Origin of the sequence: Sphaerotilus sp., assembly GCF_034519685.1 — a bacterium.
In the GTDB taxonomy this organism is placed as follows: Bacteria; Pseudomonadota; Gammaproteobacteria; order Burkholderiales; family Burkholderiaceae_C; genus Sphaerotilus.
Genome location: NZ_JAXHOF010000002.1, coordinates 218,980 through 236,338 on the forward strand (window position 1 = coordinate 218,980; position 17,359 = coordinate 236,338).

A 17,359-nucleotide genomic window follows, 5' to 3' on the forward strand; every position below is an offset into this window, starting at 1 on the left:
ACATGACCGCGCGCCTGAACCGCCGCGACTGGCTGGCGCAGATGCAGATGGCCGCGCTGGGCCTCGTCGGCTGCCGCGCGGACGAGACGCCGCTGGCGGGCGGCTGGGTCGGCGCGGCGGCGCAGCGCGGGCACCGGCTGCGGACGCTGAAATCCGGTGCGCTGCCGGTGGCGGCGGTGCAGCGCCGGGCGCATGTGCTGGTCATCGGCGCGGGGGTGGCCGGGCTGGCGGCGGCGCGGGCGTTGGGCCAGGCGGGCATCGACGATGTCCACCTGCTGGAGCTGGAGGACGAGGCGGGCGGCAACGCCCGTGGTCACCGGATGGCCGGCATGGACTGTCCGCTCGGCGCGCATTACCTGCCGGTGCCGGGCGACGAGGCGGCCGAGGTGTGCGCGCTGCTGGCCGACTTCGGGCTGGCGCGCTTCGCGCACGGCCGCTGGGTCTGGGACGAGCGCCACCTGTGCCACAGCCCGCAGGAGCGGCTGTTTTTCGAGGGCGCGTGGCACGAGGGGCTGCTGCCGCCGGCCGAGCCGGGCTCCGACACGCTGGCGCAATACCGGCGGTTTTCGCTGCTGGTCAGCCAGGCGCAGCGCGAGGTCGGCTTCTCGATGCCCGCGCTGCACACGCCCTGGACGGCCGCACACGCCGCGCTGGAAGCGGTCACCTTCGCTGACTGGCTGGGGCGCCACGGCCTGGACGATGCGCGTCTGCGCTGGTACCTCGATTACTGCTGCCGCGACGACTATGGCGCCGATGCGGCCACGGTGTCGGCCTGGGCGGGGCTGCACTACTTCGCCAGCCGCCACGGTTTTCACCCGCCCGGCGACGAGGAGGCCGAGCGTGAGCCAGTGCTGACCTGGCCCGAGGGCAATGCGTGGCTGACGCGCCGGATGGCCGCGCCGCTGGCCGACCGGCTGCACACCGGCCGCACGGCGCTGCAGGTGATTGAAAGACTGTACGAGGTCGAGGTGCTGGTCTGGAACGAGGCGACCGGACAGGCCGAACGCTGGACGGCCCATCGGGTGGTGCTGGCGCTGCCGGTGTTCATCGCGGCGCGGCTGATGGGCACCGGCGCCTCCGAGGCGCTGCGCGAGGTTGCCGCCCAGGCCCACCATGCGCCGTGGCTGGTGGCCAACCTGCACCTGGACGCGCCGCTGCTGCCCCGGCTTGGCACGCCGTCGGCGTGGGACAGCATCGCCTACGGCTCGACCGGCCTGGGCTATGTCGATGCCCTGCACCAGTCGCTGCGCCCGCACGCCGGCCCGACGGTGCTGACGGCCTATCTGGCGCTGCCGGTCGCGCAGCGGGCGGCGCTGCTGGCCGACGACTGGCGGCCCTGGGCGCAGCGGGTGATCGGCGATCTGGCGGCGCTGCATCCCGACTTGCCGCAGCGGCTGCAGCGCATCGACCTGATGCGCTACGGCCACGCGATGCGGGTGCCCCTGCCGGGCACGCGCACCTCGCCGGCCCACCAGGCGCTGTCCAACCTGAAAACCCGCGTGACGCTGGCGCACGCCGATCTGGCGGGCTACTCGGTGTTCGAGGAGGCGTACACGCTGGGCGTGCAGGCGGGGTTCAGCCTGGCCCGGACCCTGCGGCGATCGCGCCACGCATGACCGCGCGCTGCTCGACCCGGGCCGGCTGAAACAGCCGCTCCAGCGCCGCCATCACCTGCCGCGCCTGCGCGGAGTGGTCACCGCTGCGGTTGCAGACGTAGACATCGAGCGTCACCGCCGCCAGTTCCGGCCAGGTGTGCAGCGCCAGGTGCGACTCGGCCAGCAGCACCACGCCGGTCACCCCGCCGGGCTGGCCCGTGGCACTGGCCGGAAACGGATGGAACACGGCCCCGACCGCCTGCAGCCCGGCGGCGCGGACCACCTGCACGCAGCCCGCGTGCAGACGCTGCGCGTCGGTGAGCCAGGTGGGCTCGCCGGTGCAGCCGTGGAACTCGGCACTGAGGTGCAGACCGTTCATGGCAGGGGGCAGGGGGCAGAGAGCAGAGGGCAGGGCGTGCCCATGAAAAAAAGCGACCACAGGGGTCGCTTTCTTGGTCGAGTCATCCGGGTGTCATCCGACGAGCGGACGATGCCCCGAGGGATCTCACTGCAGCTTGATCTCGACGTCCACGCCAGCCGGCAGGTCGAGCTTCATCAGGGCGTCGACCGTCTTGTCGGTCGGGTCCACGATGTCCATCAGGCGCTGGTGGGTGCGGATCTCGAACTGGTCGCGCGAGGTCTTGTTGACGTGCGGCGAACGCAGGATGTCGAAGCGCTGCATGCGCGTCGGCAGGGGCACCGGGCCCTTGACGATGGCGCCGGTGCGCTTGGCGGTCTCGACGATTTCCTGGGCCGACTGGTCGATCAGCTTGTAATCGAAGGCCTTCAGGCGGATGCGGATCTTTTGCTTTTGCATGACGGGTCTTTCAAAAAGAGCGGGGCGGCCCACCAAGGTCGGCCGCAAACAGGAAAGGGTGGCGGGGCACCTCGCGGCACCCCGCCACCGTCACACAAAAGCTCAGGCGATGATCTTGGCGACGACGCCGGCGCCGACGGTACGACCGCCTTCACGGATGGCGAAGCGCAGACCTTCTTCCATGGCGATCGGGGCGATCAGCTTGACGGTGATCGACACGTTGTCGCCGGGCATGACCATTTCCTTGCCTTCGGGCAGAGCGATCGAACCGGTCACGTCCGTCGTGCGGAAGTAGAACTGCGGGCGGTAGTTGGCGAAGAACGGCGTGTGACGGCCGCCTTCGTCCTTCGACAGCACGTAGATCTCGCCCGTGAAGTCCGTGTGCGGCTTGATCGTGCCCGGCTTGCACAGCACTTGACCGCGCTGCACGTCTTCGCGCTTGGTGCCGCGCAGCAGGATGCCGACGTTGTCGCCCGCTTGACCCTGGTCCAGCAGCTTGCGGAACATTTCCACGCCGGTGCAGGTGGTCGTCTGCGTGTCCTTCAGGCCCACGATCTCGATCGACTCGCCGACCTTGACGATGCCGCGCTCGATACGGCCGGTCACCACGGTGCCGCGACCCGAGATCGAGAACACGTCTTCCACGGGCATCAGGAAGGCACCGTCCACCAGGCGCTTCGGCTCGGGGATGTAGGTGTCCAGCGCATCGGCCAGGGCCATGATGGCGCCTTCGCCCAGCGGGCCCTTGTCGCCTTCGAGCGCCAGCTTGGCCGAGCCCTTGATGATCGGGGTGTCGTCGCCGGGGAAGTCGTACTTCGACAGAAGCTCACGCACTTCCATCTCGACCAGCTCCAGCAGCTCTTCGTCGTCCACCATGTCGGCCTTGTTCAGGAAGACGATGATGTAGGGCACGCCCACCTGACGCGACAGCAGGATGTGCTCGCGGGTCTGGGGCATCGGGCCGTCAGCGGCCGAGCACACCAGGATCGCGCCGTCCATCTGGGCGGCGCCGGTGATCATGTTCTTGACGTAGTCGGCGTGTCCCGGGCAGTCAACGTGCGCGTAGTGGCGGTTGGCCGTCTCGTACTCGACGTGCGCGGTGTTGATGGTGATGCCGCGGGCCTTCTCTTCCGGTGCCGCGTCAATCTGGTCATACGCCTTGGCGGAGCCGCCAAACTTCGCCGCCAGCACGGTCGTGATCGCCGCCGTCAGCGTCGTCTTGCCGTGGTCCACGTGACCGATGGTGCCGACGTTGACGTGCGGCTTGGTGCGGACAAACTTTTCCTTGGCCATTTTCTGATCTCCAGATCAAAGAACATTGCCGGTGAACGGTTTAATGTCTCGCGGCAGTCTGGAAGTCCGTTCACCACCGGCAGTGAACGGCAGACTCGCCGAAGACAGCAAAAAAGGACTGCCACCCGTTCTCCGGGTGGCAGCGGGCGGCATTGTACGCCGCCTCGCGCTTACTTGGAGCGAGCGGTGATGATCTGCTCGGCCACGTTGCGCGGCGCTTCGCTGTAGTGCTTGAACTCCATCGTGTACGTCGCACGACCTTGCGTCGCCGAGCGCAGCGAGGTCGAGTAGCCGAACATTTCCGACAGCGGCACTTCAGCCTTGATGACCTTGCCGCCACCGGGGATGTCGTCCATGCCCTGGACCATGCCGCGGCGGCTGGACAGGTCGCCCATCACCGTGCCGGCGTAGTCTTCCGGCGTCTCGACTTCCACGGCCATCATCGGCTCCAGGATCACCGGCTTGGCCTTGCGGCAGCCGTCCTTGAAGCCCATCGAGGCGGCCATCTTGAAGGCGTTTTCGTTCGAGTCCACGTCGTGGTACGAACCGAAGGTCAGCGTGACCTTCACGTCCACCATCGGGAAGCCGGCCAGCACGCCGTTCGGCAGCGTGTCGATCAGGCCCTTTTCCACCGCGGGGATGAACTCGCGCGGCACCACGCCGCCCTTGATCGCGTCCACGAACTCGAAACCCTTGCCCGGCTCCTGCGGCTCGATGGTCAGCACGACGTGGCCGTACTGGCCCTTGCCGCCCGACTGGCGCACGAACTTGCCTTCGACTTCGGTGACCTTGTCGCGGATCGTTTCGCGGTAGGCGACCTGCGGCTTGCCGACGTTGGCTTCCACGCCGAATTCGCGCTTCATGCGGTCGACGATGATTTCCAGGTGCAGCTCGCCCATGCCGGAGATGATGGTCTGGCCCGATTCCTCGTCGGTGCGGACGCGGAACGACGGATCTTCTGCGGCCAGACGGCCCAGCGCGATGCCCATCTTTTCCTGGTCAACCTTGGTCTTCGGCTCGACGGCCTGCGAAATCACCGGCTCCGGGAACACCATCTTTTCCAGCGTGATGATCGCGTCCGGATCGCACAGGGTTTCGCCCGTGGTCACGAACTTCAGGCCCACGCAGGCGGCGATGTCACCGGCCAGAATTTCCTTGATTTCCTCGCGCTGGTTGGCGTGCATCTGCAGGATGCGGCCGATGCGTTCCTTCTTGCCCTTGATCGGGTTGAAGACGGAAGCGCCGGACTGCAGCACGCCCGAGTACACACGCACGAAGGTCAGCTGGCCGACGAACGGGTCGGTCATCAGCTTGAAGGCCAGCGCGGCGAACTTCTCGCTGTCGTCGGCGCGGCGGGTGGTCGGCTCGTCGTCTTCGTCGGTGCCTTCGACCGGGGGGATGTCCACCGGCGAGGGCATGAAGTCGATGAGCGCGTCCAGCATGCGCTGCACGCCCTTGTTCTTGAACGCGCTGCCGCACAGCATCGGCTGGATCTCGCAGGCGATGGTGCGCGTGCGGATGGCCAGCTTGATCTCGTCTTCGGTCAGCTCGCCCGTTTCGAGGTACTTGTTCATCAGGTCTTCGGTCGCCTCGGCGGCGGCCTCGACCATTTTCTCGCGCCATTCGTTGGCGACGGACACCAGCTCGGCCGGGATTTCCGCGTAGTCGAACTTCATGCCCTGCGAGGCTTCATCCCACAGGATGGCCTTCATCTTGAGCAGGTCGACCACACCCTTGAAGCCGTCTTCGGCGCCGATGGGGATGACGATCGGCACCGGGTTGGCCTTCAGGCGTGTCTTCATCTGGTCGACGACCTTGAAGAAGTTCGCACCCGTGCGGTCCATCTTGTTGACGAACGCCAGACGCGGCACCTTGTACTTGTTGGCCTGGCGCCAGACGGTCTCGGACTGCGGCTGCACGCCACCGACCGCGCAGTACACCATGCAGGCACCGTCGAGCACGCGCATCGAACGCTCGACTTCGATCGTGAAGTCGACGTGCCCGGGGGTGTCGATGATGTTGATGCGGTGTTCCGGCAGGGAGCGGTCCATGCCCTTCCAGAAGCAGGTCGTGGCAGCCGACGTGATGGTGATGCCGCGTTCCTGTTCCTGCTCCATCCAGTCCATCGTGGCCGCGCCATCGTGGACTTCACCGATCTTGTGGTTCACGCCCGTATAGAACAGGATCCGCTCGGTGGTGGTGGTTTTGCCGGCGTCGATGTGGGCCGAGATACCGATGTTGCGGTACCGCTCGATGGGGGTCTGGCGAGCCATGGTGTCACTCCAAATGCAAAGACTGCCCCAGACGGTCGATCGGACCGAAGAGGGCAGTCAGGGGGTTCAAGGTCGGATGGACCGGATCAGTCTTGGTTTCTGATGCTGAATCAGAAACGGAAGTGCGAGAACGCCTTGTTGGCTTCTGCCATGCGGTGCACTTCGTCGCGCTTCTTCATCGCGCCGCCGCGGCCTTCGCTGGCTTCGAGCAGTTCGTTGCACAGACGCTGTGCCATCGACTTCTCGCTGCGCTTGCGGGCAGATTCCTTCAGCCAACGCATGGCCAGGGCCATCCGGCGGACAGGGCGAACTTCCACGGGAACTTGGTAGTTCGCACCGCCGACACGGCGGGACTTGACTTCGACCATCGGCTTGACGTTGTTCAGCGCGGTCATGAAGACTTCGAGCGGCTCCTTGCCGGCCTTCTTCTCCACCTGCTCCAGCGCACCGTAGATGATGCGTTCGGCGACGGCCTTCTTGCCCGATTCCATGACGACGTTCATGAACTTGGACAGGTCAACGGATCCGAACTTCGGATCAGGCAGGATCTCGCGCTTGGGTACTTCGCGGCGACGTGGCATTTCAATTCCTTTCGAGGCTTCAGTTGGCTGCCGGTGCTCACAGAGCGTGTTGGCGGCCTCGGATGTCACTCACAGCCTGGACATCCACTTACTTCCGTCGGTCAGCTGGTCAGCTTGCGACCGAACGGTGACGATTTGACGACCGGACCGGTGCGTCAGACCACTGAGGGGCAGAAGGGCTGCAGGGCAGCTTACTTCTTGGCGTTCTTCGGACGCTTGGCGCCGTACTTGGAGCGCGATTGCTTGCGGTCCTTGACGCCTTGCAGGTCGAGGGAGCCGCGCACGATGTGGTAACGCACACCCGGCAGATCCTTCACACGACCGCCGCGCACGAGCACGACCGAGTGTTCCTGGAGGTTGTGGCCTTCACCGCCGATGTACGAGATGACCTCGAAACCGTTGGTCAGGCGCACCTTGGCGACCTTCCGCAGCGCCGAGTTCGGCTTCTTCGGGGTCGTGGTGTAGACGCGGGTGCAGACACCGCGGCGCTGCGGGCAGTTCTGCATCGCAGGCGACTTGGACTTCGTGACTTCGACCTCACGGCCTTGGCGCACGAGCTGGTTGATGGTGGGCATGGGTAACTTGTTCCCGTTTGAAGTTACGATGGTTCCCGGTCGTTCCGATGACCACTTCGCATGGCGATTTGCCAATGGCGAGCGCTCGGAAATTTCCGAAAAGCCTTCGATTGTACGCGCCTTCATGCAGCAGGGGCAATGCGCAGTGGCATTGGGTGCGACAGCGGCGCGACAGGGGGGCTTCCGCTAGAGTCCGGGCATGCCGTTTCCTGCCGCCCCCGCCGATCCTTCCGACGTCCGTTTCCCTTCGATCGAGGGTCTGCGTGCGTTCGAGGCGGTGGCGCGGCTGGGCTCGTGCGAGCGGGCGGCCGATGAGCTGGCGGTCACGGCCAGCGCCATCTCCAAGCGGGTGGCCACGCTCGAAGACCTGCTGGGCACCCCGCTGTTCAGCCGCAGCCTGCGCGCCCTGTCGCTGACCGCCGCTGGCCGCGAATACCTGGAGCAGGTGCGCATGGCGCTCGGGCTGCTGGCGGCCGTGCCGCTGCACCGCCGCCAGGCGCAGCGGGTGCAGCGCCTGCGGGTGAGTTCGCCGCCGACCTTCGCGCGCCAGATTCTGGTGCCGGCGCTGGCGGACTACACCGCAGCCCACCCTGAGGTCGAGCTGGAGATCGTGCTGTCGATCCCGTACATCGACGGCGGACAGGCCGACGCGGACGTGGAGATCCGCAATGGCGATGCCACGGCCGCCGGTGTCGATCCGCTGATGGACGATGTGCTGGTGCCTCTGGCCGCCCCCGGCCTGCTGGCACGGCTGGCGCCGATCACGGTGCCGGCCGATCTGGCGCGGGCGCCGCTGTTGCGCACGCCGCTGGAGCCGTGGACCCCGTGGTTCCGCGCCGCAGGACTGGACTGGCATGAGCCGACGCAAGGCCCGCGCCTCGTCGATCTGGGCCTGACGCTGGAGGCCGCCGTCTGTGGGCAGGGCGTGGCGCTGGCACGGCCGTCCCTGGCGCGCCACTGGCTGCGCAGCGGGGCGCTGGTGCCGCTGTTCCGCATCACGGCCCGGCCGGCGCATCTCTACTACGCGGTGGCGCACAGCGCGCACGAACCCGCCTTCGGCTTCATCGACTGGCTGGCGGCGGTGGCCACCGAACTGGCCGACGAGGCGACGCAGGAACTTCTTTCCCGCGCGGCCTGACGAATCCTCCGTGCACGGGCCACGGGGCTGGCCTACGATTCCCGTCGTGCCCGACCCACAACGAGGAGACCCGCCGCCATGACCGTCATCACCTGCATCGAAGACCTGCGCCAGCTCGCGGAAAAGCGCGTGCCGCGCATGTTCTACGACTACGCCGACTCCGGCTCCTGGACCGAGGGCACCTACCGTGACAACGAGCAGGCCTTCCAGCGCATCAAGCTGCGCCAGCGCGTGGCGGTCAACATGGAGAACCGCAGCACCGCGGTGAAGATGGTCGGCATCGACGCGAAGATGCCGGTGGCGATCGCGCCGGTGGGCCTGACCGGCATGCAGCACGCTGACGGCGAGATCCACGCCGCGCGCGCCGCCGAGAAGTTCGGCATCCCCTTCACGCTGTCCACGATGAGCATCTGCTCGATCGAGGACATCGCCCAGAACACCACGGCGCCGTTCTGGTTCCAGCTTTACATGATGCGCGACCGCGAGGCGATGGCCCGCATGATCGAGCGCGCCCGTGCCGCCAAATGCAGTGCGCTGGTGCTGACGCTGGACCTGCAGGTGATCGGCCAGCGCCACAAGGATCTCAAGAACGGCCTGACCGCCCCGCCGCGCCCGACGCTGAAGAACATCGTCAACCTGATGACCAAGCCGCGCTGGTGCTTGGGGATGGCCGGCACCCGGCGCCACACCTTCCGCAACCTCGTCGGCCACGTCAAGGGCGTCAGCGACATGCGCTCGCTGTCGGCGTGGACCAACGAGCAGTTCGATCCGCGCCTGTCCTGGGCCGACGTGGCCTGGGTCAAGGAGCGCTGGGGCGGCAAGCTGATCCTGAAGGGCATCCAGGATGTCGAGGATGCGCTGCTGGCCGCCGACAGCGGCGCCGACGCGATCGTGGTCAGCAACCACGGCGGCCGGCAGCTCGACGGCGCGCTGGCGAGCATCGAGGCGCTGCCCGCCATCGTCGAGGCGGTCGGCTCGCGCATCGAGGTCTGGATGGACGGCGGCATCCGCAGCGGCCAGGACGTGCTCAAGGCCTGGGCGCTGGGCGCGCGCGGCACGATGATCGGCCGTGCCATGGTCTATGGCCTGGGCGCCATGGGCGAGGCGGGTGTCACCCGGGCGCTGCAGATCCTGCACAAGGAACTCGACGTGACGATGGCGTTCACCGGCCACACCCAGCTCACCCAGGTGGACCGCAGCATCCTCGTGCCCGGTACGATTCCTCGGTAACTATTGGTTTCTGGTGCGGGCAGCCGACAGGGGCTGAACAGGGGCTGAACGTCTCGGTAGCATCGACCGCAGTCGATCCTGCCCTCCTGCGTGAGCCCCACCCGTGCCGTTTGCCACCTCCATCGAAGACCTGCGCGCCCAGGCGCAGCGCCGCATCCCGCGCATGTTCTATGACTACGTGGACGCGGGCTCTTGGACCGAGGCCACCTACCGCGCCAACACCGACCGTCTGCGCGACATCCGGCTCTGCCAGCGCGTGGCGGTCAACCTGGACGGCCGCCATGTGCGTTCGACCATGCTGGGCCAGCCGGTGGCGATGCCGGTGGCACTCGGGCCGGCCGGACTGGCGGGGATGATGCACCCGGACGGCGAGATCCACGCCGCGCGCGCAGCCGAGGCCTTCGGCGTGCCGTTTGCGCTGTCGACGATGAGCATCTGCTCGATCGAGGATGTGGCCGCGGCGACCACGAAACCCTTCTGGTTCCAGCTCTACCTGCTGCGCGACCGCGGCTTCTCGGCCAGCCTGATCGCGCGGGCCAAGGCGGCGCGCTGCTCGGTGCTCATCCTGACGCTAGACGCGCCCGTGCTGGGCCGGCGCTACAAGGACGTGCGCAATGGCCTGAGCACGGCGCCGCAGTGGTACCGGCCGCGGGTGCTGATGGACTTCGTGCGCCATCCGCGCTGGTGCCTGGACATGCTCAAGACTCGGCGGCGCGTGTTCGGCAACATCGTCGGCCATGCCCCCGGCGCCGACGACATCCACCGGATGTCCGACTGGAAACACCTCGAAGTCGACTCCAGCCTGTGCTGGGACGACATCGAATGGGTGCGCCGCCTGTGGGACGGGCCGCTGGTCCTGAAGGGCCTGATGGACCCGGCCGATGCCCGCCGCGCTGCGCAGATGGGCGTGGCGGCCATCGTCGTCTCCAACCATGGCGGTCGGCAGCTGGACGGCACCCCCACCACCATCGACGCCTTGCCGCAGATGGTCGAGGCGGTGCGTGCCGTGCCGGGGGCGTGCACCGAGGTCTGGATGGACAGCGGCATCCGCAGCGGTCAGGACGTGCTCAAGGCGCTGGCCCTCGGTGCGCAGGCCACGCTGATCGGGCGGGCCTACCTCTACGGTCTCGCGGCGCAGGGCCAGGCAGGGGTGACCCGCTGCCTGGAGATCCTGGCGGAGGATCTGGAGCTGTCGATGGCGCTGTGCGGCCATGTGCGGGTGGGCACGCTGGACCGCAGCGTGCTGGTCGCGGCGACCTGTCCGGTCTGAACCGCGCGTCCAACAGCACAGCGAAATCCGGCTTTCTCCGCCGCTGACTCCGGCGGCATCGCGGACAGACTCGCGGACATCCTGCCGCGAGTCCGTCCACCATGTCCGCCCTGAGCCGTCCTGCTGCCATTGCCCGCCCGGTGTCCCACGACCCGGGGGATGGCGCCGATGTGGCCGCCGCCGGCCGCACGGCACTGGTGCTGCAGGCCCTGCTGCTGGAATGCACCGGTGCCGACGAAGCCTGCCGGGTCGCGGTGCGCACGCTGGCACAGCAGCTCGGGTTCGACCGGGTCTCGCTGGCGCTGGTGCAGCACGGCGTGCTGCGGCTGGTGGCCGTCTCCGACGGCTCCGATCCGCGGGTCGCCACGCCGGTGCAGGCACAACTGCTGGCCGCGCTGGGCGAGACCATCGACCAGCAGGCCAGTGTCGTCTGGCCCGAGCCACGTGGCCAGGCCGGCGCACCGCGCATCACGCGGGCGCACCGGGCGCTGCTGTCTTCGCGGGGCGATGCGGTGGCCGGCGTGCCGCTGGTGCGGCACGAGGAGGTGCTGGGGGCGCTGTGCTGCGAACGCCATGGCGGGCTGTGCGTCGATGCGCAGGCGCTGGCGACGCTGGAGGCGCTGGCCTGTTTCATCGCCCCGACGCTGGCGCTGCTGCGCGAACGCGAGCGGCCCTGGTACCAGCGACTGCGCACAGCGACAGCGGCCCGGTCCGTTGCCTGGCAGCGGGTGTCGCTGGCCGTTGCCGCGGCGGCGGCGGTGGTGGTGCTGGCCTGGCCTGCCGCGCTGCAGCTGAGCGGACAGGCACGGCTCGAAGGCGCCGTGCAGCGGGTGCTGTCGGTGCCGGCGGACGGCTTCGTGCAGCAGGTGCACGCCCGGCCTGGGGACAGCGTGCGCGCCGGGCAGGTGCTGGTGGAGCTGGCGGACCAGGATCTGCAGCTGGAGCGCCAGCGCTGGCAGAGCCAGCTCGCCCAGCACCAGGACGCCTGGGCCACCGCCAACGCCCGTGCCGACCGTGCCCAGCTGGTGCAGAACCAGAGCCGCGCCGACGAGGCACAGGCACAGCTCGACCTCGTCGAGGCGCGTCTGCAGCGGGGCCGGCTGGTCGCGCCATTCGATGGGCTGGTGGTCCAGGGCGATCTCAGCCAGCAGCTCGGCGCGCCGGTGCGCCAGGGCGATGCGCTGATGACGCTGGCGCCCGGTGACCGCTTCCGCGTCATCGTCGAGGTCGACGAACGTGACATCGCCCGGGTCACCGTCGGCCAGACCGGCACCGTGGTGCTGACCGCCTTGCCCTGGCAGGCGCTGGCGCTGCAGGTGACGCGCATCAGCCCGGTGGCGCGGGCGGTCGAAGGGCGCAATGTGTTCGAGGTCGAGGCGACCCTGCTGGAGCGCCCCGCCGATCTGCGCCCCGGACTGCAGGGCCATGCCCGGATTGATGCCGGGCGGGCCTCCAATGGCTGGCGCTGGACACGCCGGCTGGTCGAATCCGCCCGGGTGGCTTTCTGGGCCTGGTGGGGCTGATGGCGCCGCACGGCATGGACGACGCCCCGCTGCTGAGCGCCCGCTGGTTCCGCATGGCGGGCCTGCGGCCCTTGCTGGACCCGCAGGCCACCGTGCAGCGCATGGCCGTGCGGGGCGCTGTCTGGCAGGTGCTGACCCGCCCGGACGGCAGCCGCAGCGTGCGGCTGAACGCCAGTGCCTGGGCGACGGTCGGCCGTTGCGATGGCCAGCACACCCTGCAGCGCCTGTGGGACATCACGCTGGCCGAGCTGCGCGACGACACCCCGACCCAGGACGAGCTGATCGGCCTGCTGGCACGGCTGCACCAGAGCGGACTGCTGCGCTTCGACCGGGTGCCGGACTTCGATGAGGCGCCCTCCGCCACGTCCGTCCACGACCACCTTGCCACGGACGGGCCGCGCCAGTCGCTGCTGGCCTGGCGGTTTCCGCTGGGGTGTCCGGATGTCTGGCTCGCCCGGCTCGCGCGCCGCCTGCGCTGGCTGTTCACGCCGGTGGCGCTGCTGCTGTGGCTGTCGGGGATGGTGGCCGTCCTGTTCGCGGCCTGGCCGCAGGCGGAGGCGCTGTCGGCGCAGCTCCGCGAGGGACTGGGCACGCCGCGCTGGCTGGCCTGGGCCTGGCTGGTCTATCCGGTGATGAAGGTGCTGCACGAGGCCGCCCACGGACTCGCGATCCGGCACTGGGGCGCGCAGGTGCCGCAGTGGGGGGTGACGCTGCTGATGGGCACACCGGTGCCGTATGTGGATGCGGGTGCGGCGGTCGCCCTGCCGAGCCGCTGGCAGCGTGCGGCGGTGGCGGCCGCCGGCATCGTGGTCGAGCTGACGCTGGTGGCGCTGGGGCTGGGGGTGGCGCTGGCCGTGCAGCCGGGGGCATTGCGCGATCTGGCGCTGGTGGTGGTGGCCATCGGCGGGCTGTCGTCGTTGCTGGTCAATGCCAATCCACTGCTGCGCTTCGATGGCTACCACCTGCTGTGCGACCTGGCCGACCTGCCGAACCTGGCGCCGCGCAGCAGTGCGCATTGGCTGCACGCAATGCGCACCCGGGTGCTGCGCGTCCCGGGTGAATCGCCGGTCGTGCCCTTGCCGGGGGAGGCGCCGTGGCTGTGGGGCTATGCGCCCGCTGCGCTGGTGATGCGCTGGAGCGTGGCGCTGGGCGTGCTGCTGTGGCTGGAGTCGGTCCAGCCGCTGCTGGCGGTGCTTGCTGCGCTGGTGCTGGGCTGGACGCTGGTCGGGCAGCCGTTGCGGGCCTTCGTGCGCTGGCTGGGTGGCGGCGCGCTGGAGGCCGCCGAGCGGCGCCGTGTGGCGTGGTCGGTGGCTGCGCTGGCGCTGCTGGTGGGGGGGCCACTGGTGGCCCTGCCGATGCCGGATGCGGCCTTGGCGCAGGGTGTGCTCTGGCCGCCCGAGGACGCGCTGGTGCGCAACCCGACGGCCGGCTTCGTGGCGGAGGTGCTGGTGGCCGATGGCCAGGCCGTGCCGTCCGGGCAGCCGCTGCTGCGCCTGGAGTCGCCTGCGCTGCAGGCCGAGCGCGAGCGGCTGGCGGGGCGGATCGAGGTGCTGCAGGCCGAGCGTTTCCAGGCCTTGCGGCTGGACAAGGCGCAGCTCGCCGCGGTCGACCATGCGCTGCAGGCCGCCCAGGCGGAACTGGACCGCACCGACGGCCAGCTGGCCGGCCTCTTGGTGCGGGCGCAGGTCGCCGGACGGGTCCACCTCACCGGCATGGCCGATCTGCCGGGTCGCTGGCTGGCGCGAGGCGCCTTGCTCGGACACGTCGAGACGGATGCGCCGGGCCGGGTGCGCGTGGTGGTGGCGCAGGGCGATGCAGCCCTGGTCACCGCGCACCGCGGGCCGGTCGAGGTCTGGCTGCTGGGCACGCACAGCCCGGCGCAGCGGGGGGCGCTGCTGGGCACGCCGTCGGGCGGTGGGGCGCCGCTGCCAAGCGCCGCCCTGGGCGAGCGCCACGGCGGCGGCATCGCGACCGATCCCGCCGACCCGCAGGGGCTGCGGCCGGCGCAGCCCGTGCTGCAGGCCGATGTGCAACTGGAGCACGCCATCGGCGAGCGCATCGGCGCCCGCGCCTGGGTGCGCTTCGAGCGGCCACGCACACCGCTGGCCTGGCAGGCCGTGCGGGCGCTGCAGCAGCAGCTGCTCCAGCACCTGGGCGCTGCGCCATGAACCGGCCCACTGCCACCGTCCTGCCCCGACCGGGGCCGCTGCTCGGCGACTACCCGATGCGCCGGGACACGCCGCGTGCGCCCTGGGCCGGCTGGTGGCCGCGGGTGGCCGTGGTGCGGCCGGATCCGGGGCCGCGCCTGGCGGCGGTCCGCACGCAGCAGGCGCGCTGGGCCGCCCTGAGCGAGCTGGAGTTCCACGCCCATCTGCGCCGCCTGCGCGGGCGGCTGGCGCGGGACGGGTTTGGCGGTGCGCACCGGGTCCGCGCGCTGGGGTGTGTGGCCGCGGTGGCGCAGCGTGTGCTGGGCCGCAATCCCTACGACAGCCAGCTGCGCTGTGCCGAGGCCCTGCTCGACGACCAGCTGGCCGAGATGGCCACCGGAGAAGGCAAGACGCTGGCCGCGGCGCTGGCGGCGGCGGTCGCGGCGCTGGCGGGCGTGCCGGTGCATGTGATGACGGCCAACGATTACCTGGCCGCCCGCGACGCCGCGCAGCTCGGCCACCTCTACGCCGCGCTCGGACTGCGCACGGGCGTGGTGCTCGGCGGCACGGCGCCGGATGAGCGCCGCGCCGCCTACGCCTGTGACCTGACCTATGCCACCGCCCGCGAGATCGCCTTCGACCACCTGCGCGACCGTGCCCACCTCACGGCACAGGGCAGTGCGCTGCAGCGCTGTGCGGCCCGGCTGGCCGGCGACGCGCCGCCGCCGCTGCTACTGCGCGGCCTGTGCATGGCCATCGTCGACGAGGCGGACAGCCTGCTGGTGGACGAGGCGACGATGCCGCTGGTGCTGGCCGAAACCCAGGACGATCCCGGCCACCGCGCCGCCTGCTTCCAGGCCCTGGTGCTGGCCCGGCGCCTGCTTCCCGGCGAGCATGTCCAGCTGGACGCCGAGCGCCTGTCGGTGGGCTGGACCGACGCTGGCGCCGAGCACCTGGAGGCGATGGCCGAAGGGCTGGGGGGTGCCTGGCTGAACCGTCGGCACCGGCAGGATCTGGTCGGCGCGGCCCTGGTGGCGCTGCACGGGCTGGTGCGCGACCGCCATTACCTGGTGCGCGAGGCCCGGGTGGAGCTGCTGGATGCCGTGACGGGCCGTGCTGCGCCGGGGCGTGTCTGGGCGCGCGGCCTGCAGACCCTGGTCGAGCTGAAGGAGGGCTGCCCCGTGACCCCGCCCACCCGCACCAGCGCGCAGACCAGCTACCAGCGTTTCTTCCTGCGCTATCTGCGGCTGTCGGGCATCAGCGGGACGCTGGCGGAGTGCCGGGCCGAACTGTGGGCGGTCTATGGTCGGCGCACCGTGGCGGTGCCGCTGCGCTGTCCGTCGCAGCGGGTGCTGCACGCCCCGCGGGTGTTCGCCACGGGCCGGGCGCGCGCCGAAGCCGTGCCGGCGCGTGTGCAGGCGCTGCTGGCCGAAGGGCGTCCGGTGCTGGTGGGCGTGGACAGCGTTGCCGAGGCGCAGGCGCTGTCGGGGCTGCTGCAGGCGGCCGGCATCGACCACCAGGTTCTGGATGCGCAGCACGACGCCGACGAGGCCGCCACCGTCGCCATGGCCGGGCAGGCGGGCACGGTGACGGTGGCGACCCGCATGGCCGGGCGCGGCACCGACATCGAGCTGGGCGCCGACGTGGCCGCGCGCGGCGGTCTGCATGTGCTGTGCTGCCAGGACAACCCCTCTGCGCGGCTGGACCGGCAGCTCGTCGGACGGGCTGCGCGACAGGGCGATCCGGGCAGCGCCGAGGTCTGGCATGCGCTGGATGCCTCGATCTGGCAAAGCGCCGGGCCTTCAGTCGGCCTGTTGCGGCGCCGACAACCGGATGAACACGGTGCGCTGCACGTGCCCGCTGCGCTCGTGAGCGCGTGGACCCGGCGCTTGCAAGGCCAACACCAGGAACAGGGCATGCGGCAGCGACGCCGCCTGCTGGAGCAGGACAGAACATGGCAGACACCACTCGAATCCACACAGTTGCACGCCTGAGCGTGCCGGCCCTCCTCGCGCTGCTGGCCGCGCTGGCCTCGCTGGGTCCACCCGGCGCGGCTCGGGCGCAGTCGCCGTCGGCTGCGCGCACCTTGCCCGTGTCGCCCGCGGCATCCGCGCCTGCGCCCGCTGCGCCGCGCTCGACCAAGTCCACGCTGGGCTGCCTGATCAGCCCGGAGCGGGTGGCCGATGTCGGCTCGCCGGTGGTCGGCGTGGTGGCGGAGATTACGGTGGACAACGGCACGTCCGTGCAGGCGGGCCAGCCGCTGGTCGTGCTGCGTTCGGATGTCGAGCAGGCGGGCCTGCAGGCGGCCCAGGCCCGCAGCGCCATTGAGGCCGATGTCCACGCCGCCAAGGCCAACCTGATGCTGGCCCACCAGCGCCATGCCCGTGCGGTCGAGCTGGTGGGCGAAGGTTTTGTCTCGCCGCAGGCGGTGGAGCAGGCCCGTGCCGAACGCGATGTCGCCGACCAGAAGCTGCAGCAGGCGCGTGGACAGCAGGAGGTGAGCCAGCAGGAGCTGCGCGTCGTGCAGGCCCAGCTCGGCCAGCGCACCGTGCGCAGCCCCTTCCGCGGCGTGGTGGTCGAGCGCTTCGTCAACGCCGGCGAGCGGGTCGAGGACAAGCCGCTGCTGCGGCTGGCGATGCTCGATCCGCTGCGGGTCGAGATCGTCATGCCGGCCAGCCGCTGGGGCAGCGTGGCGGTGAACCACATGCTGTCCGTGGTGCCGGAGCTGCCCGGCGCCGGCCCGATGGCGGCCCGCGTCACCCATGTCGACAAGATCATCGACGCGGCGAGCAACACCTTCCGCGTGCGGCTGTCGCTGCCCAATCCGGGCAACCGCCTGCCGGCCGGCGCGCGCTGCAGGGTCGACGAGCCGGGGCTGTCCGCCACCTCGCTGCCGGCGCGCGGCAGTCTCTGAGCA

Annotated in this window: 14 protein-coding genes; 8 read left to right on the top strand and 6 right to left on the bottom strand. The window is 70.1% G+C overall.

The window, feature by feature from the left end:
- Positions 1-2 precede the first annotated feature (2 nt).
- Entirely contained in the window at positions 3-1,616 is a 1,614-nt protein-coding gene (locus U5O44_RS01520; RefSeq protein ID WP_322586699.1) for an FAD-dependent oxidoreductase, read from the top strand.
- On the opposite strand, the gene speD is transcribed toward U5O44_RS01520, so the two are convergent.
- From speD to rpsL, 6 genes are all read right to left on the bottom strand, one after another.
- Positions 1,576-1,974: an adenosylmethionine decarboxylase gene (gene speD / locus U5O44_RS01525; RefSeq protein WP_322586700.1), complete on the bottom strand. Its 399-nt coding sequence runs from the start codon at positions 1,972-1,974 to the stop codon at positions 1,576-1,578. The two genes, U5O44_RS01520 and speD, sit on opposite strands and share 41 nt — an antisense overlap.
- 126 nt (positions 1,975-2,100) lie before the next feature.
- On the bottom strand, positions 2,101-2,412 hold the full coding sequence (rpsJ, locus tag U5O44_RS01530; protein WP_110401797.1) for a 30S ribosomal protein S10: 312 nt from the start codon (positions 2,410-2,412) through the stop codon (positions 2,101-2,103).
- 102 nt (positions 2,413-2,514) lie between these two features.
- The gene (tuf, locus tag U5O44_RS01535) at positions 2,515-3,705 is read right to left on the bottom strand and encodes an elongation factor Tu (protein ID WP_322586701.1); all 1,191 of its coding nucleotides are present in this window, start codon (positions 3,703-3,705) and stop codon (positions 2,515-2,517) included.
- A gap of 170 nt (positions 3,706-3,875) precedes the next feature.
- A complete protein-coding gene (fusA, locus tag U5O44_RS01540; RefSeq protein WP_322586702.1) occupies positions 3,876-5,978 on the bottom strand; it encodes an elongation factor G in 2,103 nt (700 codons plus the stop codon).
- Positions 5,979-6,088: 110 nt separating this feature from the next.
- Complete coding sequence (gene rpsG / locus U5O44_RS01545; RefSeq protein WP_322586703.1) at positions 6,089-6,559, bottom strand: 30S ribosomal protein S7; 471 nt, start codon at positions 6,557-6,559, stop codon at positions 6,089-6,091.
- A 191-nt stretch (positions 6,560-6,750) separates the two neighbouring features.
- Positions 6,751-7,134: a 30S ribosomal protein S12 gene (gene rpsL, locus U5O44_RS01550; RefSeq protein WP_322586704.1), complete on the bottom strand. Its 384-nt coding sequence runs from the start codon at positions 7,132-7,134 to the stop codon at positions 6,751-6,753.
- A gap of 199 nt (positions 7,135-7,333) precedes the next feature.
- Between rpsL and U5O44_RS01555 the strand changes: the two genes are divergently transcribed.
- The 7 genes from U5O44_RS01555 (at position 7,334) to U5O44_RS01585 (ending at position 17,356) form a co-directional block, all read left to right on the top strand.
- Complete coding sequence (locus tag U5O44_RS01555; RefSeq protein WP_322586705.1) at positions 7,334-8,272, top strand: LysR substrate-binding domain-containing protein; 939 nt, start codon at positions 7,334-7,336, stop codon at positions 8,270-8,272.
- Positions 8,273-8,350: 78 nt separating this feature from the next.
- Positions 8,351-9,502, top strand: a complete 1,152-nt coding sequence (locus U5O44_RS01560) for an alpha-hydroxy acid oxidase (protein WP_322586706.1) — start codon at positions 8,351-8,353, stop codon at positions 9,500-9,502.
- A 103-nt stretch (positions 9,503-9,605) separates the two neighbouring features.
- Positions 9,606-10,772, top strand: a complete 1,167-nt coding sequence (locus U5O44_RS01565; protein ID WP_322586707.1) for an alpha-hydroxy acid oxidase — start codon at positions 9,606-9,608, stop codon at positions 10,770-10,772.
- 101 nt (positions 10,773-10,873) lie between these two features.
- Positions 10,874-12,295, top strand: coding sequence for a GAF domain-containing protein (locus U5O44_RS01570; protein WP_322586708.1), 1,422 nt, complete (start codon positions 10,874-10,876; stop codon positions 12,293-12,295).
- Between the two features lie 14 nt (positions 12,296-12,309).
- On the top strand, positions 12,310-14,463 hold the full coding sequence (locus U5O44_RS01575; RefSeq protein WP_322586709.1) for a biotin/lipoyl-binding protein: 2,154 nt from the start codon (positions 12,310-12,312) through the stop codon (positions 14,461-14,463).
- Positions 14,460-16,436 carry a preprotein translocase subunit SecA gene (locus U5O44_RS01580; RefSeq protein WP_322586710.1) on the top strand — a complete coding sequence of 659 codons (1,977 nt, stop codon included), beginning with the start codon at positions 14,460-14,462 and terminating at the stop codon, positions 16,434-16,436. The genes U5O44_RS01575 and U5O44_RS01580 overlap by 4 nt, the downstream gene beginning before the upstream one ends.
- Entirely contained in the window at positions 16,397-17,356 is a 960-nt protein-coding gene (locus U5O44_RS01585; RefSeq protein ID WP_322586711.1) for an efflux RND transporter periplasmic adaptor subunit, read from the top strand. The genes U5O44_RS01580 and U5O44_RS01585 overlap by 40 nt, the downstream gene beginning before the upstream one ends.
- The last annotated feature ends 3 nt before the right edge of the window (positions 17,357-17,359 follow it).